At 38.8% G+C, this 25,264-nt stretch carries 21 protein-coding genes; all 21 read right to left on the bottom strand.

The features are described from left to right. Window positions 1–3: 3 nt before the first annotated feature. Window positions 4–645 (bottom strand): hypothetical protein, encoded by a 642-nt coding sequence (locus PLZ15_12540; protein ID HOI30576.1) that lies wholly within the window; start codon window positions 643–645, stop codon window positions 4–6. Then, on the bottom strand, window positions 642–1,715 hold the full coding sequence (locus PLZ15_12535) for a lysylphosphatidylglycerol synthase transmembrane domain-containing protein (protein HOI30575.1): 1,074 nt from the start codon (window positions 1,713–1,715) through the stop codon (window positions 642–644). Before PLZ15_12535 ends, PLZ15_12540 begins: the two co-directional genes overlap by 4 nt. Further along, window positions 1,702–2,316: an outer membrane lipoprotein carrier protein LolA gene (locus PLZ15_12530; protein ID HOI30574.1), complete on the bottom strand. Its 615-nt coding sequence runs from the start codon at window positions 2,314–2,316 to the stop codon at window positions 1,702–1,704. The genes PLZ15_12535 and PLZ15_12530 overlap by 14 nt, the downstream gene beginning before the upstream one ends. Before the next feature lie 4 nt (window positions 2,317–2,320). After that, complete coding sequence (locus tag PLZ15_12525; GenBank protein HOI30573.1) at window positions 2,321–4,801, bottom strand: DNA translocase FtsK 4TM domain-containing protein; 2,481 nt, start codon at window positions 4,799–4,801, stop codon at window positions 2,321–2,323. 31 nt (window positions 4,802–4,832) lie between these two features. After that, on the bottom strand, window positions 4,833–5,567 hold the full coding sequence (locus tag PLZ15_12520; GenBank protein ID HOI30572.1) for a 2-phosphosulfolactate phosphatase: 735 nt from the start codon (window positions 5,565–5,567) through the stop codon (window positions 4,833–4,835). A gap of 1 nt (window position 5,568) precedes the next feature. Beyond that, the gene (gene gcvT / locus PLZ15_12515) at window positions 5,569–6,651 is read right to left on the bottom strand and encodes a glycine cleavage system aminomethyltransferase GcvT (GenBank protein HOI30571.1); all 1,083 of its coding nucleotides are present in this window, start codon (window positions 6,649–6,651) and stop codon (window positions 5,569–5,571) included. Between the two features lie 2 nt (window positions 6,652–6,653). Then, window positions 6,654–7,301 carry a fructose-6-phosphate aldolase gene (fsa, locus tag PLZ15_12510; protein HOI30570.1) on the bottom strand — a complete coding sequence of 216 codons (648 nt, stop codon included), beginning with the start codon at window positions 7,299–7,301 and terminating at the stop codon, window positions 6,654–6,656. A 90-nt stretch (window positions 7,302–7,391) separates the two neighbouring features. Beyond that, a complete protein-coding gene (locus tag PLZ15_12505) occupies window positions 7,392–8,987 on the bottom strand; it encodes an Rne/Rng family ribonuclease (GenBank protein ID HOI30569.1) in 1,596 nt (531 codons plus the stop codon). 27 nt (window positions 8,988–9,014) lie between these two features. Next, window positions 9,015–10,082: a tRNA dihydrouridine synthase DusB gene (dusB, locus tag PLZ15_12500; GenBank protein HOI30568.1), complete on the bottom strand. Its 1,068-nt coding sequence runs from the start codon at window positions 10,080–10,082 to the stop codon at window positions 9,015–9,017. A gap of 133 nt (window positions 10,083–10,215) precedes the next feature. Beyond that, complete coding sequence (gene pnp, locus PLZ15_12495) at window positions 10,216–12,324, bottom strand: polyribonucleotide nucleotidyltransferase (protein HOI30567.1); 2,109 nt, start codon at window positions 12,322–12,324, stop codon at window positions 10,216–10,218. 12 nt (window positions 12,325–12,336) lie between these two features. Next, window positions 12,337–12,606, bottom strand: a complete 270-nt coding sequence (rpsO, locus tag PLZ15_12490) for a 30S ribosomal protein S15 (GenBank protein ID HOI30566.1) — start codon at window positions 12,604–12,606, stop codon at window positions 12,337–12,339. Between the two features lie 63 nt (window positions 12,607–12,669). After that, window positions 12,670–13,608, bottom strand: a complete 939-nt coding sequence (locus PLZ15_12485; protein ID HOI30565.1) for a bifunctional riboflavin kinase/FAD synthetase — start codon at window positions 13,606–13,608, stop codon at window positions 12,670–12,672. 9 nt (window positions 13,609–13,617) lie between these two features. Next, window positions 13,618–14,334 carry a tRNA pseudouridine(55) synthase TruB gene (gene truB, locus PLZ15_12480; GenBank protein HOI30564.1) on the bottom strand — a complete coding sequence of 239 codons (717 nt, stop codon included), beginning with the start codon at window positions 14,332–14,334 and terminating at the stop codon, window positions 13,618–13,620. Next, window positions 14,309–14,686 carry a 30S ribosome-binding factor RbfA gene (gene rbfA, locus PLZ15_12475; protein HOI30563.1) on the bottom strand — a complete coding sequence of 126 codons (378 nt, stop codon included), beginning with the start codon at window positions 14,684–14,686 and terminating at the stop codon, window positions 14,309–14,311. The genes truB and rbfA overlap by 26 nt, the downstream gene beginning before the upstream one ends. Beyond that, window positions 14,686–17,316 (bottom strand): translation initiation factor IF-2, encoded by a 2,631-nt coding sequence (gene infB, locus PLZ15_12470; GenBank protein HOI30562.1) that lies wholly within the window; start codon window positions 17,314–17,316, stop codon window positions 14,686–14,688. Before infB ends, rbfA begins: the two co-directional genes overlap by 1 nt. 60 nt (window positions 17,317–17,376) lie before the next feature. Further along, a complete protein-coding gene (nusA, locus tag PLZ15_12465) occupies window positions 17,377–18,624 on the bottom strand; it encodes a transcription termination factor NusA (GenBank protein ID HOI30561.1) in 1,248 nt (415 codons plus the stop codon). A 16-nt stretch (window positions 18,625–18,640) separates the two neighbouring features. Further along, complete coding sequence (locus tag PLZ15_12460; GenBank protein ID HOI30560.1) at window positions 18,641–19,087, bottom strand: hypothetical protein; 447 nt, start codon at window positions 19,085–19,087, stop codon at window positions 18,641–18,643. Between the two features lie 150 nt (window positions 19,088–19,237). After that, the gene (locus PLZ15_12455) at window positions 19,238–19,969 is read right to left on the bottom strand and encodes an SIMPL domain-containing protein (protein HOI30559.1); all 732 of its coding nucleotides are present in this window, start codon (window positions 19,967–19,969) and stop codon (window positions 19,238–19,240) included. 32 nt (window positions 19,970–20,001) lie between these two features. Further along, the gene (locus tag PLZ15_12450; GenBank protein ID HOI30558.1) at window positions 20,002–21,225 is read right to left on the bottom strand and encodes a dicarboxylate/amino acid:cation symporter; all 1,224 of its coding nucleotides are present in this window, start codon (window positions 21,223–21,225) and stop codon (window positions 20,002–20,004) included. A 221-nt stretch (window positions 21,226–21,446) separates the two neighbouring features. Continuing rightward, complete coding sequence (locus PLZ15_12445; GenBank protein ID HOI30557.1) at window positions 21,447–23,993, bottom strand: hypothetical protein; 2,547 nt, start codon at window positions 23,991–23,993, stop codon at window positions 21,447–21,449. A gap of 74 nt (window positions 23,994–24,067) precedes the next feature. Next, window positions 24,068–25,198: a radical SAM family heme chaperone HemW gene (hemW, locus tag PLZ15_12440; protein ID HOI30556.1), complete on the bottom strand. Its 1,131-nt coding sequence runs from the start codon at window positions 25,196–25,198 to the stop codon at window positions 24,068–24,070. Window positions 25,199–25,264 lie beyond the last annotated feature (66 nt).

Here is a 25,264-nt window from a genome sequence, read left to right as displayed (position 1 = left end):
CCGTTAAAGAAGATATGAGATTCCAAGCTTAACGCCTATAGAGATCGCGTTAAGATTCACTACTTCGCCGGTTGCAAAATTCGTAATCTTTTTATTTACATCTGAGGAGAGTTCACCCGGAAGATCGTAACGAAAATCGAGTCCTAAAAGGACATAAAGATTACTGCTTAAAAGAGTATTGGCTTCTCCTTTAATTAAAAATCCCCATCCGGATGATTCATATTCGCTTTTCGTAATTATTTCTTCGTTAAGGGAGACAAACCTCAAACCGAGACCTCCGCCGAATTTGAATTTATACCCGGCCCCGCTGATAACATAATAACCAATTACACTCGGTCTGTGCATAAGATAAGAAATTTCATAAATCCCGCCTGAGCCGAGCGGTGAATTATAGGAATCGATTACAATGCTGTATTCCAATCCGATCTGAAACGAATTATTAAATAAGTATCCTGCTTCGCCAGAGAAATTTACAGAGCTGTTAAATGATTTTAATTTGTTGTCCGGCGGAGCAAAATTAAAATTAATATAATCCCTGTATGTTGGAGCTGATTTGAAATCGAGCCCCATTGAAATACCGAAATCCCACTGTCCATATAAATTCAAAACAGGCAACAAAAGAAACAGAATAAGAATTTTTTTCATTTTTGATCCGGGTAAATATTAAAAACAGAATAAAAATTTTCTTTGCTGATCCCTTTTTTTTCACGGTTTCTGTTTATCAGGTAAATAGAACCGATAGTTGAACCGATAAAAACAAAATAGGAAATAAAATGCGTTAAAAGAGCATAAGCCGCACTCAGTTCGTATTCAAATCCGTACAGATTTGTTAAAACAAATATAGAAATAATGTGGTAGGAACCAGTACCGCCCGGAGTAGGGATAACAACGCCGTAAGCACTGATAGTCATAAAAACCCAAGCCATTGCAAAATTGATTTCCCCGTAATTTTGCATATCGAGCATAAAGAAACCGACATATGAATTAAGTGCATAGAGGAGTAGAATGATTATAGTATAAATTACGACATTAAGAATACTTGCAAATCCGCGTATACTTGAAAAGCCGCTAATAAGTGTTGAGAAGACGCTGGAAAGTTTTTCAGAAAGACGTTTGTTAAAACGGGCGATAAAATTAACAATCGTAACGGTAAACTTCTGTTCGTACTTTACAATGATCACAATGAAAACTGTTATCAGAAGAATTGAGGCAAATCCGATTATCAATGATGTCCTGAGCCATAATATTTCATTAAAAAGATTCCCCGGAAAAAGAAAAACGCTTATAAGAGAAGCGAGGGCAAATGAACCGGTATCGATTATTCTTTCGATAATAACGGTACCAAACATAGTGGACCGCGAGATTCCTTCCCACTTACCGATGAATAAGCCGCGATAGACCTCGCCGAGCCGGGGTATAACACAATTAACTCCATACCCGATCATTACCGCACCAAACAAATTAAATGTGGAAGCATCCTCCTTAACAGGTCTAACCATAATCTTCCAGCGCAAAGCTCTAATAAAATGGGAGATGAAAAAAACTATGATATATACAAAAAGCCAGAGAACAGAAGCATTTGTAATGAGGGAGAATGATTTATTAAGGTCGACATTTACAAAAGCGAGATAAAGGAATAGGAAAGTTAAGATAACCGGCAGGAGATAACCCGTTAATCGTTTTAAGATAATTTTATTTTTATCAGCGTAAGTCAATAATCTTAGTCCCTTTTGGAGGAGTAAAATTGAATTTTAGATCTGAGACTTCAGGATTTTCTTTTATATCCGAGAATGAAAAAATGTATTTCATATCGATCAGATCAACAATCTGCAATTTTACAACCATATCCGAATTATTGATCCAGATTTTTATCTCTTTCAAATCCAGTTGCTCATCGCGGGGAGTTAATAATATAACCTTTTCGAGATCAGAAGATTCTTCTTTTACAAATTTAACTCTGCATTGCGATGGATAATCGAAAATAAATCTTTCAATTGAGAAAGAAGTGGGTTCATCAAAAAATGTACTAATAACTACTTTTTTATTTTTTTTATCGTAATTCCAGACCGATTCCGAATCAGAGATTATCATTCCCCTTTTCTGATCGACAATAAATTTATTTTTCCTTTTATAAACGAAAGTGCCGTTCTCTTTACCGGCAGGTTTTCCGTCGGGACCGAAAATACTTTGGGAGAAACCAGCACTGAAACTGGTAATCGAATTAAATTTTGCCTGGACTTTTTTTAGTATCTCATTCCCGGACTGGGCAAATAAAATCGGGGCTATAAAAACGAATAAAAAAATTTTAAATCTCATAGTATTATAAAGATCTAAGGATAGTTTCGAGTTGTTCTTCGTTCTCAACAATTACTTCTCTGGCTTTGCTGCCTTCCGAAGGTCCAACAATACCGGCCTGTTCCAGCTGGTCCACTATTCTGGCAGCACGCGAATAACCAAGTTTCAACCTTCTCTGAAGCAGGGAGACCGATCCCTGCTGGTGTCTAACAACAACTCTGGCAGCTTCATCAAACATCGGATCGAGATCGGATAGAAAACTTCCCGCATCAGCTTTCTTTTTTTCAAACATTGAAGGGAGGAAATACCGTTTGGAAAATCCCTCCTGAGCGTAAATAAAATTAGTAACCCGTTCCACCTCTTCAGTGGAAATGAAAGCATTCTGAATCCTGATCGGCTTGGGCATACCGCCCGGTAGAAAGAGCATATCGCCGCTGCCCAGAAGCTGTTCGGCTCCGTTCATATCAAGGATGGTTCTGGAATCGATTTTGGTTGCAACCTGATAGGCCATTCTGGCGCTGAAGTTCGCTTTAATTACTCCGGTAATAACATTAACTGAAGGACGCTGTGTTGCAAGTATAAGATGAACTCCGACGGCGCGAGCTAACTGTGCAAGTCGTGCAATCGGTTCTTCTACTTCTTTGCCGGATGTTATCATCAAATCCGCAAGCTCATCAATTATCACAATTATGTATGGCAATTTATAGTGCTTCATTTCCTCGGTATCTTTCGGACGGGTTTTAGGGTTAAGCACTTTTTTATTGTAATCTACAATATTTCTTACACCTGCTTTAGCAAGCTTGTCGTACCTCTTTTCCATTTCGTACTCAACCGCTTTAAGAGCCAGCAGAGCGTTAGAAGGATTTGTAATAATCTCCTCCTCCAGGTCCGGAGATACAGCAAGGTAATGCTTGTTAAGTTTCTTATAGAATGAGAGTTCTATCTTCTTAGGGTCTACGATAACAAATTTTATATCGGAAGGGTGTTTGGCATACAAAAGACTGTTGATAATCATATTAATGCCAACGCTTTTTCCGGAACCGGTTGATCCCGCAATCAGCATATGAGGCATTTTAGCCAGGTCCGTTATATAAACATCGCCTGAAATTGTTTTACCCAGAGCAAGGGGTAATTCCTCTTTAGCTTCTTTCAACTTACTAATTACAGATCGTGCCCTGACAATTGATGCTTTGGCATTAGGAATTTCGACACCGATAGCACTCTTACCGGGAATAGGGGCAATAATTCTGATGCCACGCGCAGCAAGTGCAAGAGCGATATCATGTTCAAGACTTACTATTCTGCTTATTTTTACTCCGGGTGCGGGTACTATCTCATATAAAGTTACTACCGGACCGGGTGTAACCGTTATATCTTCAATTTGAATATCGAATAATGCGAGTTTCTCTTTCAGAAGTTCTGCATTTCTTTTCAATTCACTTTCGTGAACTTTAACTTCTTCATCTTCTGCGGGAACAAGAAGATCAATTTTAGGCGGAATGAATTTGATTTCTTCATTCCACTGATCCGGAAGAGAAGCTTCAGCTTCTTTATCAATTGCGGGAAGGATTTCCTCACTTTTATGCTTATCCTGTTTGGCAGATTCAGTTTTTTTCTGTTTAGCCGGTTCGTTTTCTTTCAGCGGCTCCGGTTCAATTATTTTATCAGGTTCATCCTTCTTAACAATTCTAATCCTTGTCTCCGGAATCGTCTCATCTTCCCCTTCTGCATCATCCGCATCAGTAAAAAGGGATTTCAATTTACTTTCCTTTCGCAAGTCTTTTATCTTAGCCAGGTTCTCATCGGACTTAACAATTTCATCAGACTTAGGTATTTCCTCAAAATCTTCCTTCCCATCCGATTGAAATAATCCTTTTATGAAAGCAAGGATTGCGCCAAATCTTATATCGAAAGCAATTATAAGAGTTACAACCATAGCTGCCAGAAGAAATATTATGCTGCCGAGTCCGCCGAGCAATTTTCCAACGGCTATTCCGAAAAACGCGCCTACATTTCCTGAGAGTTCATAGATATCGGTAAATAAACCGATCTCGGGAGTAAATCTGAGCATTCCGAAAAATGTTGCCAGGAGAATTCCCATTACAAGAAGGAAATTTGTAGTGTAGATTGCAAGTTTATAAATATTCGTTTTTATTACTGCATAGCCCCATACAAACATGATAACCGGGAAGATCAGCGAAAAATATCCGATGGTCGAATGGATGAAAAAGTTTGAAATATATGCACCGAATATTCCGAGCCAGTTATGAGTATCGGCAGCTTTATCCCTCAATTCCGGATTGGAACTGAAGATATTGAATAAATCGGTAAACCGGAAGGAAAAGGAGGAATCGTCGTAACGGGAATAAGATAGTACGCTTAAAAAAATAAGCAGTGCAAATACTATAAGAAAAATTCCAAGCAGCTTTTTTTTCTTAGCCGGAGATACAACAAAATATTCCTTCCCTTCGGCTCTATTTTCTTTTGTGTTATTTTTTTTTGGCATTCATTTACTGATAAATTATTGCCCGACTAAGCTACTTATTATTCAAATCATTTTTTTTAATTACACCCGAATTATAAAAAGGGACAATTTCCGCAGCATCAATTTTTGCGCATTCTTTTATGTCACTAGCAAATCCATTTTCAATCAGCAGTTTTCCGTGTTCGGTATTCTTTAGCATTTTTAAGATGCTCTTTGAGTAAGTTTTATAAAGAAGACCGCAGGCAATTGCAGAATCTGAAAGCTGAATTTCATTCTTATTAGAATTCAATAGCGCAATTATGTTTCCGGCACAAACAGCATCTTCCATATTGAATCCACCGTTGGTACCTGCACATATAATCTCGACATCTTTTTTCAATGATGTAAGATGTTCTACAACCGCACCGATATTATTGAAACAAGCAATGAACAGATTCTCTGCAAATTTCGCTTTAACGATTGATCTTGAACCGTTTGTAGTATAGAGTATGATCGATTTATTCAATACAACTTCGGGAGTATATTCCAGAGGCGAATTACCGAGCGTAAAACCCTCCACCTTCTTTGTATTTCTTTCTCCGCCGAGTATTGTCTGGCTTCTGAAAGCATCGCCGGATACTTTAACCGCAAAATCTACCGTATTAACGGGAATAACCTCCTTTGCGCCGTTGGCAAGTGCGGTTACAATTACAGTTGATGCGCGTAATACATCTATTACAACACAGGTTTTTCCTGTGAAGTAGAGTTCGTCCAGATTAATATTGGAGAATAAAACATTTATTTTCATATTATTTTTTCACAAACGGCAGTTTGATTATGACCGCCGGAATTTCTTTACCTCTGATTAAAAAATTAATTTGATTTCCCTCTATTGCATATTCCGAATCAACATATCCGAGTGCAATCGCTTTGTCGATAACCGGGCTGACCGTACCGCTTGTAATATGACCTATTTTTTTACCGTTAAGAGAGAGATCATAACCGTGGCGCGGGAAAGCTTTTTCCTCCGAAATCATCGGAACCAGTTTTCTTTTAAGACCTTCCTCTTTCACTTTCAATAAAACATCTCTGGCAATAAAAGAAGGTTTTTTCAGTTTTGTAATCCATCCCAGGCCGGCTTCAAGGGGGTTTGTGGTCTGGTCGATGTCGTTACCGTAGAGGCAGAAACCCATCTCTAAGCGGAGCGAATCGCGGGCGCCAAGTCCAACCGGCTGAATATTGAATTCTTTTCCGGACTCAAACAAAGCATTCCAGACTTTTAGTGCAACAGATTCATCGCCCTTAAAATATAATTCATAGCCGATTTCGCCCGTATAACCTGTTCTTGAGAGAATCATATCAACGCCGGCAACGTTTGCCTTAAAGAAATGATAGTATTCAAGATCCAGGGGTTTATCGCAGATTTTTTCAATAACCTGTTTTGAACTCGGGCCCTGAACTGCGAGAAGAGAATATTCGTCGCTTTCATCTTCAATAGAAACATTGAACGGATTATTCTCTTTCATCCAGACAAAATCCTTATCCTTATTGGATGCATTTACAACAAGCATAAATTCTTTATCAGAAATTTTGTAGACAAGGAGATCGTCAACTATTCCGCCATCTTTGTAACACATTGCCGAATACTGAACTCTTCCGTCTATCAGGATGGATGCATCATTAATTGTGATGTGCTGAACAAAGTCGAGCGCTTTATCCCCGCGTATAAAAATCTCCCCCATATGGGAAACGTCGAATACTCCAACCGATGTTCTAACTGCCTTATGCTCATTAATTATTGAAGAATAGAGAACCGGCATCTGGAATCCGGCAAAGTCGACAATTTTAGCGCCAAGTTTTTCGTGGATCGAGTAAAATTTTGTCTTTTTCATTTTCATTTTTGATTTAGTTTTTTCCAGTCGCTTAAAAATTTCTCAAGACCGCTATCGGTCAGAGGGTGTTTAAAAAGTTTTTCGATAACATCGAACGGCATTGTTGCAACGTCGGCACCCATTAAAGCAGCTTCAACCAAATGAAGCGGATGACGGATACTGGCAACAAGCACCTGAGTCTTATAATTATAATTTTTATATATCTGGACAATCTGTTTAATCAAGTCCATACCGTTATGACTGATATCGTCGAGCCTTCCAACGAAAGGACTTATGTAAGTTGCTCCTGCTTTGGCCGCCAGAAGTGCCTGGGATGCCGAGAAACAGAGAGTAACATTGGTACGGATATCCTCTTCGTGAAGTGCTTTAACAGCTTTAATACCTTCTTTAATAAGCGGGACCTTAACAACAATGTTTTCATGAATCTTGGCAAGTTCGCCGGCTTCTTTCATAATCCCATCAAAATCCGTTGCCACAACTTCAGCACTAATTGGTCCGTCAACTATCTTAATTATCTCTTCAAGCAGCTGCTTAAAATTTTTTCCCTCTTTGGCTACAAGAGAAGGATTGGTAGTAACACCGTCGAGCAAACCGTATGATGCAGCTTCTTTAATCTGATTGATATTTGCAGTATCGATAAAAAACTTCATTTAACCACTCCTTACAATATTTGTCGGTTTTTCAACGAATAAATTTAAGTAAAAATAAATTGATTTTAGTTGTTACGGTTCACCTTACAATCACGCAAATTCATCTGTAATATCTTCATTGGTTTTTTTAGCAACAAATCTAAAATGCTGGGGATTTATTTTTTCACTTTGGTCGAGAGTAATTTTAACAAAATACTTTAGTTGAATTTTCTTCAATGTTGAAATAAATCCCTGATTTAATTTTTCACCCAGAGACGGATGAACACGCAGGATCAAGGAATTAAATTTACCCTCCATCTTATACCGTTTCAGCCATGCTTCAATTTCATGCATAAGGTTCGACTTTTTAGTCATTAATCCTGTCCCCTGGCAATAAGGGCATACTTCTGTCATCGATTGAACAATATTTTCCCTCACACGTTCACGAGTAATCTGCATAAGTCCAAATTCAGTCATAGGCAGGAGAGCGGTTTTCGCTCTATCTTTTTTGAATTCTTTTTTCAATTCGTCATATATCTTTTTACGGTTCTTTTCATCTTCGAGATCGATGAAGTCAACAACAATTAATCCGCCGATATCACGGAGCCGAAGCTGCCTTACAATTTCCCTGGAAGCTTCAAGATCGGTTTTAAGAGAATTAAGTTCCTGATCTTTCTTTGCAGCATAACGGCCGCTGTTAACATCAATAACCGTCATCGCTTCGGTATGGTCTATTACAATATGGCCGCCGCTGGGGAGGGCAACATTTCTCCGCATCAGACTTTTAATCTGTTCATCGACCTTGAATGCTTCGAATATCGGACGGTCGTCCTTGTACAATTCAATCCGTTCAATAAGTCCGGGTTGAATGAACTGGACATAATTCCTGATTTCCTTAAATAATTTTTTCGAATCGATAAAGACTTTTGAAACATCAGGCGTAAAGAGATCTCTGATAACGCTTACAGTAGTGCTTAAATCCTTATAGAGGAGCGAGGGTGGATCAAGTTTTTTAGCATCCTCCTGAAGATCCGCCCAGATCTTAACAAGGTATTTCAAATCGGCCGAGAGAGATTCCTCATCCTGATCTTTAGCGGCAGTGCGAATAATAAGTCCACAATCCGAAGGAATTATTCCGCGTGCGATTCTTCTAAGTCTCTTTCTTTCACGGAAATCGGCAATCTTTTTAGAGACACCTATTTTGTTATCCATTGGAAGAAGGACGCAAAAGCGACCCGGAATTGAGACAGAAGATGTAACACGTACGCCTTTATCTTTTACCGGTTCTTTCAAAATCTGAATTAGAAGTTCCTGTCCCTTATGGAGTTTTGTTGATTGTCTTTCTCTTAATTCAGGTTTTGGCAACTCGAGAGTCGGTTGATTCATCTGATCCGGAGAGGATTGAGTATTCTGCCGTTCGGGAGATTTATCGGATTCATCATCGTCGTCGTCGTCAAATATGCCCTGCAATGCTTCGGTGCGTTCACCTATATCGGAGAAGTGAAGGAATGCGTCGTGCTTAAGCCCTATATCGATGAATGCCGCTCTGATTCCGGGAAGGACTCTTGCAACTCTGCCCAGATAAACATCGCCAACCATTCTCTGTTTTTCGGGATGATCGACGAAGAAATCGACCAGGTTGCCGTCTTCCGTAATAGCAACTCTGTTTTGAGAAGTTGAGGAACTGATAATTATTTCTTTATTCATGTAAAACTCATTTGTGCATACAAATGACTAACCGAGAATTTCTGCATCAATATCGGTTAACCAGAAGAGCACTTTTTTCTTAAATTTTTTATTGATGTCGCTTAATTCAGTTACTTTAAAATTTCCTTTTATAATATTCTCCGAGTGTTCTTCAATCAGAGAATTGATTGAAGCCAGATCATTAAGTGAAAAAACTTTTTCAAGGAAATGGTCAATGCCCGGATAAAACCTGAAATACCAGATAGAATGCTTTTTAGCCTTATCGATACAGAGAATTTCCCCGAACTCTTTGTGAAGATAAGAGATTTGTCTGAGAAGTACATCTTTAACAAATCCAGGTTCCGGTAAACCCGGATCAATTCCTGTACTTATCAGATTATTAAACCTGTTGAAAATAAAGGGATTGCCGAGAGCACCTCTGGCAACCATAACGGAATCGCAACCTGTAAGATCAAGCATCTCTTTGGCATCGCCAGGCGTAAAGATTGAGCCGTTACCTACTATAGGAATACTCAAATTCTCTTTTACCTTTTTAAGCCATTCCCAGTTAGGTTCGGATTCATATTTATCCGCTCTGGTACGGGCATGAACAAATAAAAGAGAAGCCCCGTTTGCTTCTGCCGCTTTAGCAGTTTCAAGAATATTTATATTGCTCTTATCCTTTCCTAAACGGAGTTTCACAGAGATCGGAATTCCGCCTGAAGAATCGGTCATCTTCCTAACGATCCTGCCGATAGTCTTAGTATCTTCCAGAAGGGCTGAGCCCATATTATTACTAACCACTTTATCAACAGGACAGCCGCAATTCAGATCGATTAGGTCGGGTTTAAGTTTTGCGATTTCTTTTACTGCTTCTCCGAGTATATCGGGATTGTTTCCGAGGACCTGAACGCCAATCGGTTTTTCGGAACGATTAAATGAGAGGAGTCTTAATGTTTCAAAATTGTTATTTACAACACCTGCGGCACTAACCATCTGAGTAAAAGTAAACCCCGCCCCGTTCTCTCTAGCAATTTTTCTGAAAGAGGCATCGGTCACCTCAGCCATTGGAGCTAAGAAGAGTTTTTTTTCAATATCAAGATTACCGATCTTCATTATTCTGTATCCGTCCGCAAATTTTTATACTTCGAAATCAAAACATTAAGTATGCAGATTCCAATCTGATTGTAATTTACCTGTCCGGCAAAACCGGACAGGTAATTGGAAACTGGATTACTGCTATATCGAACTATTCGTTTTCAGTACTGGTTTTTTCTTCTTCCTTATCTTTAAGGAGAACTTTTCTTGATAAAGAAAATTTTCCGCCTTCGATGCTAAGAAGTTTTACTTTCACCATATCACCCTCCTTCAAAACATCGGAAACTTTATTTACCCGTTTGTTGTCGATCTGCGAAATGTGAAGCAGTCCCTGCGTCCCGGGAATAATTTCAACGAAAGCGCCGAAGTCGGTAATCTTCATAACTTTTCCGTTATAATTCTTACCGATTTCCGGTTCTGCAGTAAGCCACTTAATATATTCTTTGGCTTCTTTCGCTTTCTGGTGATCCTGACCGGCAATACTGACAGTACCGTCATCTTCAATATTAATTTCGACGCTGAAATCCTTCTGCATTTTCTGGATAACTTTTCCGCCTGGCCCAATAACCGCACCGATCTTGTCGGTGCTGATTTTAGTTGAAAGAAGTATTGGAGCATAAGTGGAAATATTAGGTTTGGAAACCGGTATAGCTTCGTTCATTATTTTAAGGATATGGATTCTTCCGGCTTTTGCCTGAGCAAGCGCCTTCTCCATAATCTCGAATGAAATACCCTGGATTTTAATATCCATCTGGAAACCGGTTATTCCGTTTTCCGATCCGGCAACTTTAAAATCCATATCACCAAGATGATCTTCATTTCCCAGAATGTCAGAAAGGATGGCGTAACGGTCGCCTTCTTTTACAAGACCCATAGCAATACCTGCAATAGAGCATTTAACAGGAACGCCGCCTTCCATAAGAGCAAGCGACCCGGCACACACTGTAGCCATTGAAGACGAGCCGTTGGATTCGAGTATATCAGAATTCAAACGGATCATGTAAGGGAATACAGTTTCGGGAGGAAGAATATTTTTAATAGATCTTTCGGCAAGGTTTCCGTGCCCTACTTCCCTTCTGCCAACACCGCTGTACCTTCCGGTTTCACCAACACTGAACGGAGGGAAATTATAATGCAGTATAAACCTTTTCCTGAATTCAGTTTGAAGTCCGTCAATTATCTGTTCATCCTGCTTTGTGCCGAGAGTAAGAGTTGTTAAACTCTGGGTCTCGCCGCGTGTAAAAAGCGCGGAAGAGTGAGGACGGGGCAGGATACCGAGTTCAATTGAGATCTGGCGGATCTGATCGGTTTTTCTTCCGTCAAGTCTCAGGCCTTCTTCAAGAATTCTGTTGCGCATCAAATCTTTCTCCATATCGTGGAGAATTTCTTTAATGGCTTTTTCCTGTTCGGGGTATTTCTCCGCCAGGGCGGTTAATACGTCCTGCTCAAGTTCCCTATTTTTAGCCGATCTTTCCTCTTTAGCAAGAACAGAAGAAACAATATCCTTAAACCGGTTAAGAGCGAATTCTTTAACATCGTTCAGAAGATTCTGATCGATAGCTTTTTCAGGAACGACCATTTTAGGTTTACCGCAGAGTTCGCGAAGTTCATTCTGAGCTTTTACAATTTTTTTAATTTCATTGTGAGCAAACTTAAGAGCGTCGAGCATTACTTCTTCGCTCACTTCTTTAGATTCGCCTTCAACCATCATAATAGAGCTATCGGTTCCGGCTACAACCAGTTCAATATCGCTTTCTTCAACCTGAATATTAGTAGGGTTGACAATAAACTGACCGTTAATTCTTCCAACTCTCACTTCACCAATCGGTTCGAAGAAAGGGATGTCGGAGATAACCAGAGCGGCGGAAGCTCCGACAGCCGAGATAACATCGGCATCATTTTCGTGATCGTAGGAATAGACAAACGCAGCTACCTGAGTATCATTCCGATAATTTTCCGGGAAAAGGGGTCTTATCGGTCTGTCGATCAATCGAGCGCTAAGAACCTCTTTATCGCTCGGTTTGCCTTCGCGTTTAAAAAAGCCTCCGGGTATTTTTCCTGCAGCAAATGCTTTTTCTCTGTATTCAACACTCAAAGGGAAAAAGTCGATTTCATCCCGCAATTCTCCAGCAACGGCAGTAACTAAAACGACCGTATCGCCATACTGAACAGTAACAGCTCCGTTCGATTGTTTAGCAAGTTTTCCGGTTTCTATTTTTAATAACTTGCCCCCTAATTCAATTTCTTTGGTATATACCATTTAATTCCTCTTTTACTTTCTTATGTTCAATTCTTTAATTATGCTGCGATATCTCTCAATATCCTTTGCCGCAAGGTAATCAAGCAGTCTTCTTCTTTTACCAACCATCTGCATCAATCCTCTTCTTGAAGCATGATCTTTTTTATGACCTTCGAAATGAGAAGTCAGATTATTAATCCGTTCTGTCAATAGTGCGATCTGAACTTCAGCGGTACCGCTGTCTTTTTCGTTTTTACCGTACTTCTTGATCAATTCGTTTTTCTTTTCTTTAGATAACGACATTTTGTTACTCCTTGTTTATTTGTTCGATATAATCCCAGAAACCATTAACCGGACCGGGATCAATTAGTTAACTAAAACATTTATTAATTCTACTGCTTTTTTTTTATCCTCTTCAATCTGATATATCAATTCCTCTTTGGAAGCAAACTTTTTTTCATCTCTTAGACGTTGAATAAAGTCGATACTCAATTCCCTTCCATAGATATCCCTGTTAAAATTAAGGATATGGACTTCGATAACAAGTTCATTTCTGTTTTCGAATGTCGGTCTGAATCCGATATTCATAATACCGTAAAAATTCTCCTGTTCGCATCTGCAGGATACAATATAAACTCCCTTTTTGGGAATAGCTTTATGGGGATCGTCAAGTTTCAAATTGGCGGTTGGAAACCCGAGGACTCTTCCTCTTTGAGCACCTTTAACTACCACTCCCGTAAAAGAATAATTTCTTCCCAGCAGTAAGTTGGCTTTATCTACTCGCCCTTCTAACAGGTAATTTCTTATTTTCGTACTGCTTATTAATTCCCCGTCCATATTTTCGGGTGGGACAGCAGTTACATCAAAGTTGTACATTCTGCCGAGTTCGCGAAGTTTATCCTCATCACCAAGACGGTCTTTTCCGAACTTATGATCGTGACCTACAACCATATGGACCGCACCGATTTTATCAACAAGATATTGTTTGATAAACTGGTCGGAAGTCAGTTGCGAAAATTCTTGCGTAAAATTTATCAATATGAGTTGATCTATTTCTGCCTTCTCCAGAATTTTTTTCTTTTCATTAAGCGATGTCAACAGTTTCAAATCGAAGTTTTTCGAAACAATGCTTCTGGGATGCGGTTCGAAAGTAATCACTATAGTTTTACCATTAACTTTAGAGGCAATACTTTTCATTTTTTCCATTATCTTAAGATGCCCCAGATGCAAGCCGTCGAACGTGCCTACAGTAACAACCGCATTTCCCTGTTTTATATAATTATTAAGTTCAGTAAAGAGAATCATTGTTAAGTTCTAATTTTGTAATGCCATTGCCCGTTCTTTATACTTATCAGTGAATTCAGAAATAGTGAGGGCCTCATCAACATTATAATCGCCTATTTTAGTACGCCTTAATTTTTTCAAATAAGCACCGCAGCCGATCTTTTTCCCAAAATCGTTTGCGATTACTCTAATATAAGTCCCGCTGGAACAGGTTATTTCAAAATAAACATCCGGTAATTCGATACCGGTTATTTTAAATGAGGAAATAAAAATTTCCCGCGGCTCTTTAATAATTTCCACTCCTTTACGGGCAAACTGGTAGAGTGATTTACCATTATGTTTAACTGCAGAGTAGATCGGCGGAATCTGAAAACTTTTACCGATAAAAGCAGAGGCAAACTCAATAACCTTTTCTGCTGTCACTCCCTCGATTCCGGATTCCGAATCGAATTCAGTTTCCATATCGAACGAAGGGGTTGTTTTACCCAGACAGAAAGTACCGGCATAAGTTTTATCAAGCCCCCTGAATTCCGAAATCTCCTTAGTCTTTTTTCCGGTACAAACAATAAGCAGGCCCGTAGCCATCGGGTCCAGTGTACCGGCATGCCCGACTTTTTTTACATTAATTGCTTTTCTAACCTTATAGACAATATCGAAGGAGGATTTAAAAAGCGATTTATCGATTAAAATTATTTCACCCGCTTCAAAATCAGGTTCATAATTATTTATTGCTGATTTCGTTATCATCTTTACCTGTTTCATCAGTCGAATGAATCTGTTTAAACAATCCTTCAATCTTTTCAACATAATCGAGAGTATCATCAATAAAGAAATGGAGTTCCGGAACGTAACGCATATTGACACGTGAAGCGAGTTCACTTCTTATCATTCCTTTCAATCCATTTACTTTTTCAAGAACATCATCACGTTTCTCTTTTGCATAAACCGACAGATAAACTTTCGCATGACGCAGATCCGGGCTTATTTTTACGCTCGTAACTGTAACGAGTCCCGCCGCAGAATCCTGCACCTTATGAAGAAAGATCAAACTGAGTTCTTCTTTTATCAAACTGCTGACTTTATCTAATCTGTGAGTCATTAAACAAGTTTCTTCTTAGTTTCAATTATTTTATACGATTCAACAATATCGCCGACTTTAAGGTCGTTATAGTTCGCAATACTGAGACCGCATTCAAAACCTTTTTCAACTTCGCGTACGTCGTCTTTAAATCTCTTCAGCGAAGTAAGGTCCCCTTCATAAATTACGATTCCATCGCGGAAGAGGCGGATCTTGTTCTTGCGTTCGATTTTACCATCCTGAACATAACATCCTGCGACTGTTCCGACTTTCGGAACTTTGAAAATATCACGGACTTCAACCGTAGCAACAAGTTCTTCCGAGAGTACTGGAGAGAGCATTCCTTCCAGAGCTGATTTAACCTCGTTAATAGCATCGTAGATTATGTTGTAGAGACGAATATCAACTTTTTCCTGTTCTGCAAGTTTTCTGGCATTAGTATTCGGGCGCACATGGAATCCGATAATAATTGCCTGTGAGGCTGCGGCCAAAAGAACATCACCTTCGGATATAGCACCAACCCCTTTGTGAATTACTCTTACGGCAACTTCCTGATTCGATAGTTTCATCAATGAATCGGCCAGTGCCTCAATTGAACCGTCCACATCGCCTTTTACGATAATCGGAAGTTCTTTAAATCCTCCGCGGCTAATCTGGCTAGCAATTTCGTCGAGAGTAATATGCCGGATCTGACGATGATCCTGTTCGCGTTTGATCTGCTGACGTTTAAATGAAATTTCGCGGGCATCTCTTTCAGATTCAGCTACTGTAAAAGTATCGCCGGCCTGAGGTGCATTCTCGAATCCGAGTACAAGTCCCGGTGTTGAAGGGCCGGCTTCAAATACTTTATTACCTCTTTCATCAAACATAGCACGAACTCTTCCGTGTACAACTCCGGCAACAAACGGTTCGCCGATACGTAGTGTTCCCTTCTGTACAAGTACCGTAGCCGTTACACCTTTCCCTTTATCCATCTGCGATTCAATAATAACACCGGTAGCAAGACGATTAGGATTGGCTTTTAGATCAAGCAATTCGGCCTCGAGAGCAATTTTTTCTAGAAGCAGGTCGACATTTTTTCCGAACTTAGCAGAAATTTCTACGCACTGGTATTTACCACCCCAGTCCTCAACAAGAATATTTCTTTCGGCAAGCTGCTGTTTAATTTTTTCAATATTTGAGTTCGGTTTATCTACTTTATTTATGGCAATAATAATCGGTACGTTAGCTGCCTGTGCATGGTTGATAGCTTCAACAGTCTGAGGCATTACTGCATCATCAGCAGCAACAACGAGGATTACAATATCGGTAACGCTTGCGCCGCGCGCACGCATCGCGGTAAATGCTTCGTGACCGGGAGTATCGAGGAAAGTAATTTTCTTACCGCCTTCAAGATCAACCTGGTAAGCACCGATATGCTGTGTAATACCGCCCGATTCTCCTGCAACAACATTTGTTCTTCTTATATAATCGAGAAGCGAAGTTTTACCATGATCGACGTGACCCATAATTGTAACAACAGGCGGACGGAATTTGAGAGTTTCTTCCGCATCGGGAGTTTCAGAATCGAGTTCGGCCTGATAGTCCTCCTGCAATTCTATTTCAAATCCGAATTCATCGGCAACAAGTGTAATTGATTCAACATCTAATCTTTGATTAATTGATACCATCAGACCAAGACCGATACACTTCTGAATAACCTCGCTGACAGGAACACCCATAAGATTAGCGAGTTCGTTAACGGCGATAAACTCCGTAACCTGAATCTTTTTCTGATCGAGCTGTTTCTGTTCTAGGATTTTTTCCTGAATCTCCAGTTTTTCTTTTCTCTTCTTTTTTCGTACAGAAGCGCGGTCGCCAACCGAGGATTCATCCATACTAAGAATAGTTCTCTTTATAGCTTCTTCAACTTCGCGTTTATCGATTTCTAGTTTTTTTATTTTCCGTTTCTTTTTGGTAACAACCTCCTCAGTACCGTCTTCCGCAGTCTTGGTTTTCTTTTTTGCTTTAAGAACTTTCTTCTTCTTTTTCTTGGCATCGGAATCTTCTTCTTCGGAAGCGGAGGCAGCGGTTTTCGGCTTTAGTACGGAATCTTTATCATCTGTTTTAGACGATTCTTTCGGTTTTTCTTTCTTCTTCTGCTCAAGATCAATTTTACCAACTATAGTCAACCCCTTTTTCTTAGTCTCGAGCTCCAATTCCGATTTAGTTTTGAAAGTTTTGGATTCTTCAACGTCCTCTTCTACAACGGATTCAACTACCTGTTCAGACTCTTCGGATTTTTCTTCAACAAGGTCTTCAACAGAAGGAGTGTCTTCAAGGATTTCAACATTTTCAACAAGCTCTTCGGTTTTTTCCTCTTTAAGAGTTTCTTCCACATGAACAGGTTGAGCAGGGACCTCAGGTTCTTGCTTATCCCCTCTTTTCTTCTGGAAATCGGAGATTTTCTTGTAATGTTTCTCGGCTTTTTCAATATCTTTTTTAAAGTGGGATTTGATATCGGCCAGCATCTCTTCTGAAAGGAGGGCCATATGAGATTTTACTTCATATCCTTTCTTCTGAAGATACTCCAACAAAGAATCAGTAGAGAGATTATACTCTGAAGCGAACTTATAAAGTCTTAATTTTTTTTCTTTAGCAGTTTCGGACATCTGGATTTACCTTATTTTGAAATTTATCTTAACCAGTTCTTTCAATTTTTCCGTTTTAATTTATTCCTCTTCTTCAAACTGATTTTCGAGGGTTTCAATTATCATTTTAGCTTTTTCCTCGTCAATTCCTTCTATCTCTTTCAATTTATCGATGCCAGCTTTAAGAACATCGACAGCAGTTTCGAATTCATGATTGATAAGAAGGTCGACAATATCGCTGCCAAGTTCTTCTCTAAGTTCAGGCAATTCGATATCCTCTTCATATTCTTCTAGCGGTTTTTCCTGACGGATCACTTCGATATCGTAACCGCTCAGTTTCATGGCCAGGCGGATGTTAACACCGCTTCTTCCGACAATAAGAGAGACCTGATCGCTATCGGCAGTAACAACGCATTTTCTATCATCCTCATCGATTTCAATCTGTTTCAGTTTTGCAGGGGCGAGACACCTCTGAATAAATACAATGGGATCTTCGGAATAGTTGATGACATCGATATTCTCATTATTCAATTCACGGACTATTGCGTGGATTCTTACGCCTTTCATACCGACGCAGGCACCCACAGCATCAATCCTGGAATCCTGAGATTCTACAGCAACTTTAGCTCTTTCACCGGGTTCGCGTGCAATTCCTTTTATTTCAATAACACCGTCATAAATTTCCGGTATTTCAATTTCGAATAATCTCCTAAGGAATAAATTATCGCCACGGGAAACTATAATAATCGGTCCGTTAGGAGTCTTTTTAACTTCCTTAACAACTGCGCGAACGGTATCGCCCTTGCGGTATTTTTCGCGGGGTATCTGTTCGTTTCGCGGAAGAAGCAGCTCATTCTTATTGTGATTTACAAGAACATCATTACGCCGAACCTGATAGATATCTCCGACAACAATTTCACCGATCATTTCATTATACTCGTTATAAACGATATCCTTCTCAATTTCCCTGATTTTCTGATTTAAGCTCTGGCGTGCGAGATTTATCAATCTTCTTCCGAAATGGTGAAGCTCGATCTTTTCGACATAATCCTCACCAACTTCCAGGTCGTCGTCGTTTCCTTTTTCATTAACCTCATCTATACTTATTTCGGTACTCGGATCATTGACAGTTTCAACAATAACCCGCTCAAGAAATATTTCGATATCACCCTTATCCATATTAACAACAACATCGTATTTGGCTTCCTGTCCGAATTTCTTTTTAACCATAAGTCCGAATATTTCTTCAATAATTCCGGCCAGTACGTCTTTATCAAGACTCTTTTCGCGGACCATCTGGGAAAAGGATTCTACTATCTCGGTGTTCATTTATTCTCCTCCGTAATCAAAAACTGATTAAAACTTTCGCTTTGATTATATCCTTATAATTTATTTTGAATTCGTTTGTTTTTTCAATGAAGTACAACTGATCGCCGTCGACTTTTAACAGTTTAGCATTCAGTTTTTTCGTTTCACCATCGGCATTATATTCAACCTCAAATTTTCTATTCAGGTGTTTAATGTACTGTGCCAGGTATTTTAGAGGCCGGTCGACACCCGGCGAGGAAACATCTAACCTGTAATTGCTTCCAACAAGATCCTCTTTTTCAATTGCTTCGTTAATTGCCCTGCTTACCAGAGAGCAGTCGTCAACCGAAACTCCTTTTTCACTATCTATATAAATCTCAATAATGCGGAGGTGGTTATCGCCACGCAGAACAACGTCGATAAGGAGAAAGCCGAGGGAGGCTATAATTTCTTCGAATTTTGTAAAAATTTGCACTTTATCCATATTACACAAATAAAAATCGCCCACGAGGGGCGAATTAGAATGCACAAAAGTAGGAATAATTAATTGAATTAGCAAAAATCTTTTACGGATTCTCCCTGAGCTGCCGGATTAAGAATCTTTTATTTTCGGCAGAAAAAACAGGGAAAACACTTAATCGATCTCAAAAGACGCGCTTACTACTGCTGTAATTTCCTTATCAATCGAACTTACGTCATTAATTCCGTAATCAGTAACCATATTGGAGTTGAGCGGAGTAATCTGAATTACACCCATTCTAGCGTTCCGGAGCGAACCGAGATTCCTGCCTGTGGCCTCTGCAATTTTACCGGCACGATCCATAGCATTTTTAGCTGCTTCGGCCTGAATTTCAATTTTCAGGTCGTCGATCTTGGTAAAAAGGTATTCGGGCATATCGACCTGAACATCGAGACCTTTTTCAACAAGAGAACTTAATGTAAGAGAGAGATCCTTTATCTTCTGAACATCATTGGACCTGACTTCAAATCTCTGACTGTAAACGTAATGGGAAACATTTTGAGTCTGGTATCCCTGAGAGCTGACTTCGAAAACAGGATAGCCTGTAATTCCAAAAACCTCGATCTGTTCCTTTGTGAAGCCTTTATCGGCAAGATATTTAAGAACGACCGGCATCTGCTGGGCTACGATCTGATACGCGGTTCTACGATCGGAACTTGCCGCCTGAAGTGTTCCGCGCTGAATTCCGAGATCGCTTACAATTGTTTTTTTGGCCGAGCCGGTAACGGTGATAGTCTGGTCGGCATTTCGAGCAGACTTCCAAACAAACGAAAAAATTAAAACAGATAATACAATCGCTCCGGATAATACTGCGAGCGGGACTAATAAATTATTTTTTTCTTGCATTTCAACTCCGGATTTAATTTCCAAAATAGTATTTATTCAATTAACAGTGTTTCACCTTCAGTTTTGGCAATAACAACAGCACCGCAACTATCACTAATAACATTAACGGTTGTTCTGAACATATCAAGAAGCCTATCGACAGCAAGAATTAATCCGACACCTTCAAGAGGTAGCCCAACAGCTGTAAGCACAATCGATATCATCACCAATCCTGCCATTGGGATTCCTGCGGCGCCAATAGAAGCTAACAAGGCAGTAACAACAACTATCAGTTGCTGAACAATGGTAAGTTCAATTCCGTATGCCTGAGTAATGAAAATTGCAGCTACACATTCATACAAAGCGGTTCCATCCATGTTTATAGTTGCGCCGAGAGGAAGTGTGAAGCTTGTTATTTTGTTAGAGACTCCGCAATTATCTTCAACAGCTTCCATAGTTAACGGAAGAGTTGCATTTGAAGAAGCGGTTGAAAAAGCTGTTAATAACGGGGTTGTAATAGCTTTAAAATGTTTTACAGGGTCCACTTTTCCAATCAGTTTCAATGTCAATGGTAACGTGACGAAAGAATGGACAATTAGCGCAGACAGGACCGCTGCCATATAAATACTAAGTCTGCCCACGATATCGAAAAGTGCAGAAGGATTACCCGCATGTTCCGCTACTATGCCGGAAACAATACCGAATATGCCAAGCGGAGTGAATTTAATTATGAACATCGTCAGCTTCATCATTACTTCAAAAACGGAATTAAAAAAATCTATCAGCGGTGTTTGATATTTTTTTTCTGTCTGACTAATGAAAAAACCTAATAGAATGGCAAAGAATATTATCTGCAGCATATTCATTTCGGTGAATGCTTGAAAGATATTTACAGGGATTATATTCATTAAAATTGAACCGATTGATTCAGAAGCTGCAGCAAGTCCTTCTACTTCTTTTGAAAATCCGAGATCAGCTCCCACCCCTGGTTTAAGAATATTAACAAAGAACAAACCTGTAAGTATTGCAAGTGTGCTTGTTGCAATGTAATAGGTAATTGTTTTAATACTGAGGCGTCCGAGGTTTTTACCTCCGCCAATGTTTGTAACACCGGAGACAATTGAACTGAACACAAGAGGTATGATAACCATTTTAAGCGCTCTTAAAAAGAGATCGCCGAGCCATGAAATATATTCTACATATTCGGTTAATAGAATTCCATAAATAACTGCTGCAAAAAATGCTAAAAGTATCTGCCAATGTAATTTTAATTTCATTATATGACCGGTTTAGTCAAATTTTTTTTAAATCTTCAATCAATCCATATTTCAGAAAGATAAAACATCTATGAAATTATAAATTGTTACAAAATCAAACATATGCCAGGTTTAACCCAATATATATAATTTCTATAAAAGATATTAATTCAGGAAGGATTAAATCCGGATTCTTCAGATAATTAATTTATTATTTGTGTTAATTCTTAACAGGATCGTGTTTATTGCGAACTTATAATTGCTAATTTGAGATTTTTTGAAAGTCCAGCATCCGGGAATTCTATGTTTACGATATAGATTCCACTTGGAACAATCTGTCCCGAATCGGTCCTCAAATCCCAACGGAGTGATTTTTCGTTCGAATCTTTATCTATAGTTCTAATAAGCTGACCTGCAAGGTTAAAAATTCTAAAAATCGCTTTGGGAGGTAAATAAGTAAAAGTAACAAAACAATCGTCATTAAATAACTCATTATTTGTCCTTCCATAAAACGGATTAGGGAATACAATCACTTTATCAAATTCCTGATCCCACAAACTTAAGTTGGATTCAGGAGCATAAGTTTTATAACGAAATATATGCTGATTGGTGAATGGATGAGTCGTGCTGAAGTCAATCGTAAGTAAAATTCCTTCCACTATTGGAAAATCATCCATTGAATTTGGTTCAGGAAGATTTGTAAAAAGAGTTTTTCCGGAAGTCAAATTTTTGATATTAAAGAAAGGTTTATCATTTTCGACTTTGCAGGTAATTTCATACTCGCTATTAGTCAATCTGAACGGGTCCACAACTTTTCCTTTAAACCATCTCCAGGTGGAACCCGAAATCCTTTCCGCAGTGAATTGATCTCCAATTTTAAATTGCGAAGTTATAGTTGGAGAAACCGGTTTAGGAACAGCTTTATAAACATTGATATTTGATTCATAGTAATTCGACAGTATTGGCAAAAAAGAATACGAGTAGTGAGTTACTCCGAAATAATATTCTTTCCAATTTGTGAGTGGTTTACTATTTAGATAATCCCGGGTTATATAAATATGTCTTTTAATACCGGAGTTGCTTCCTTTCGCTTTAATTACCTGTGATAGAGTCTGGCTGTCTGGATCAAAGTCGAGCGAACTAATTTCTGTAAGACCGTTTCTAACGTCATAAGTCGCGATTAATTTTCCTTCAACGATTTTGGAATCTGCCTTAGGAAGTTGATAAACATTATAACCCTCGAATTTGTAAAGAGTATTGCTGTTTTCAATCTGATTAATCTGATTCTGGTCTTCACCCCAGTTTAGTATGACCAAGCTATCAAGATTAGTTACAATAACTTCCGGAATTGTCTTACTGAAAACTATTTGACCATTATTGAAATAAGAATTCCTCAAAGAGAGAGTTGAAAGTTTTAGCAATTCAATAGCAGCAAGATTTTTAGTTACACCATCAGCACCGGCAGCTAACTGCATAAAAACAACTTCCTGTGTATCACCCGGTGCCATGTTAAAAGGACCGGAACAGAGCATCATTCTTCTATCCGTAGGAGGATATTGCACTCCGTCATAAAATCCTGTTTTTCTTATATAATCTCCGGATGCTGGAAATTTTGTATAACCGCCGCCGAATTCTGAAGGAACCGGCCAGGGATTTCCGGTTTTCGTTTTCCCTTGAAGATAATTGTAAAGTTCAATTGTTCCGTTTGGATTACCAATTATTACGTCCCCATATAAAGGAGGTCCATACTTATATAACCATGAGAAAGCCGTCATAGAAAGATTTTTCTTACCATAAATAATTCTATTTCCAAAATTAGCTTTATCCGAAGGTAATCCATCAACAATAGGACCTTGAAGTAAACCAAATCCCATAGATGAACCAATTACTTCCAAAAAAGGATGTGAGTTTCTACTATTAAATACATAACCAAGACTTAATAATGTATCACACCCAACCAGATCATCACTGGCATCGCCTCCCAGATCGGGATCGGACCAGATTCCAAAATACATTTCATCAAAAATATTCTCACTCTTATTAATTATTTTATAACGTTTAAATAATGCATTACCGTAATCATCGTTTCTATTGAAACCCCAAACTGTTACCTGCATTTCTATTCCCATTGGTAAAGAACCGTAGAGATTTTTTGTCTGTGTTGAATCAAGGTCGTTAGCAACAAACCAGAGAGTTTGATCTGCACCGGCTACTCCGGGAATATCAATCACCGGGTCATAATTACCGTCGTGATTTATATCTTCGAAAGGGGCACCGTTATTAGCCGGCCATTCATTCCAATCTTTTTCATATTGGTTAAATATTTCCTGACTGGTTTTATTCTCATCCAGGATTTCATTAGTAAATGCTGCTGTTTTATAATCGGGTCTTACTTTAAAGACCCTTACATTTTCTGAATTCGGATCTTCTGCATTACCATTTTCCAAGATTCTGCCGGGGGACAATCCGGAATTATACGCTGAACCACCCGAATATATTTTTCCACTAATTTTTGCGCCCCAAAGTAATCCTGATTTATAAACAGCATAGTGATCTGTTCCAATCGGAAATTCGAAGCCGGAGTTCGAGCTTCTATCAATATCAGCCTCGCCATTATTATAGACATAAGTAGAAATTTTATTGATGTTAAATTTTGAGTAACGGGGAGTATAAGTTGTTAATTTCGGCAGGTAGCTGGTTTTAACCTCTTGACCAAAAATCTCCGGATCTGACCCGTGGAAAAGTAAATACAAAAGAAGAAGGAGGATACAGGTATTCTTGTTTTTCACAATAAACACCTTTTTTAGCTATTAAATTATGATACTTTCAATTAAAGTCAATATAATTTAGAAGTGAAAATTGCCTAGCGGAATCTTAGTAATAATTCATCACACAATGCATACCCTTTAGGAGTAAATTTTATTAGTGTATTGTCAAATTTTATATAATCATTTTGAAAAAGAAAATTAATATTTGCCTGGTTTTTATTTATCCATTCATTTCCAAATACTGATTCAAGTTTATTTATATCAAGTCCCTTGCTTCTCAAAGCCAGCATAACATACTCATTCAATTTCTGTTCGTTTGTTAATCTTTCTTTCCCTGCAACACCATTCTGATTCCTGATTACAGCTTCGTTATAAAACTTAACGCTCGAAAAATTCCACCACCTAATTCCATCTATGAAAGAATGAGCGGATGTGCCGAATCCGAGATAATCCCTGTAACGCCAGTAAGCATTATTATGCACCGATTCGTATCCGGGCATAGCAAAATTTGAAACTTCATACTGTTCGAATCCTTTCCCGCATAAGAAATCAATTGTGAATTCATATAGATCAGCATCGTGATCGTCGCTTTCCAGTTTTACTTTCCCATCGATAACCATTTTATTCAGAATTGTACCCGGTTCAAGTATTAAGCTATAAGCAGAAATATGTTTAACCGGAAGCGCGACAGCCTGTTCAAGGTTTGAGCGCCAGATTTTTTTTGTCTGCCCGGGAAGATTAAAAATCAGGTCGATGCTGATGTTATTAAATCCCGCTTCTTTTGCTTTCAGAACTGTTTCAACCGCCGCTGCAGAGTCGTGAATCCGTGTAAGAAATTTCAATTCCTTATCATCAAAAGATTGAATACCGATACTGATCCTGTTGATTCCCGTACTTATAAAACTTTCCAGTTTAGCTCTCGATACGGTGCCCGGATTAGTTTCCATTGTTACTTCGGCATTTTCTCTTACGTTAAAGGAGGATTTTACTTCATTAATAATTTCGCCGATGTACTCGGGCTCCATAAAGGACGGGGTTCCCCCGCCCAAAAAAATTGAAATTATCTCCCTGCCGGAGGAGAATTTTTCAGCATAAAAATTAATTTCTTTTTTTAATGATTGGAAGTAGGAGCGGATATTCTCATATGAAATAATCGAGTAGAAATCGCAATAGATACATTTATGATCGCAGAACGGGATGTGAATATAGATTGCTGTTTCTTTCATCGGGCAATTCTTGATTTCATACTAAAACAAATTTAGCTATTTTAATCGTCACAACTTATAGGATGA

This window comes from Melioribacteraceae bacterium (genome assembly GCA_035362835.1).
Classification (GTDB): Bacteria; Bacteroidota; Ignavibacteria; order Ignavibacteriales; family Melioribacteraceae; genus DSXH01.
The sequence above is the reverse complement of the archived record's forward strand: the minus strand, read 5'-3'. Positions and strand labels throughout refer to the sequence as shown.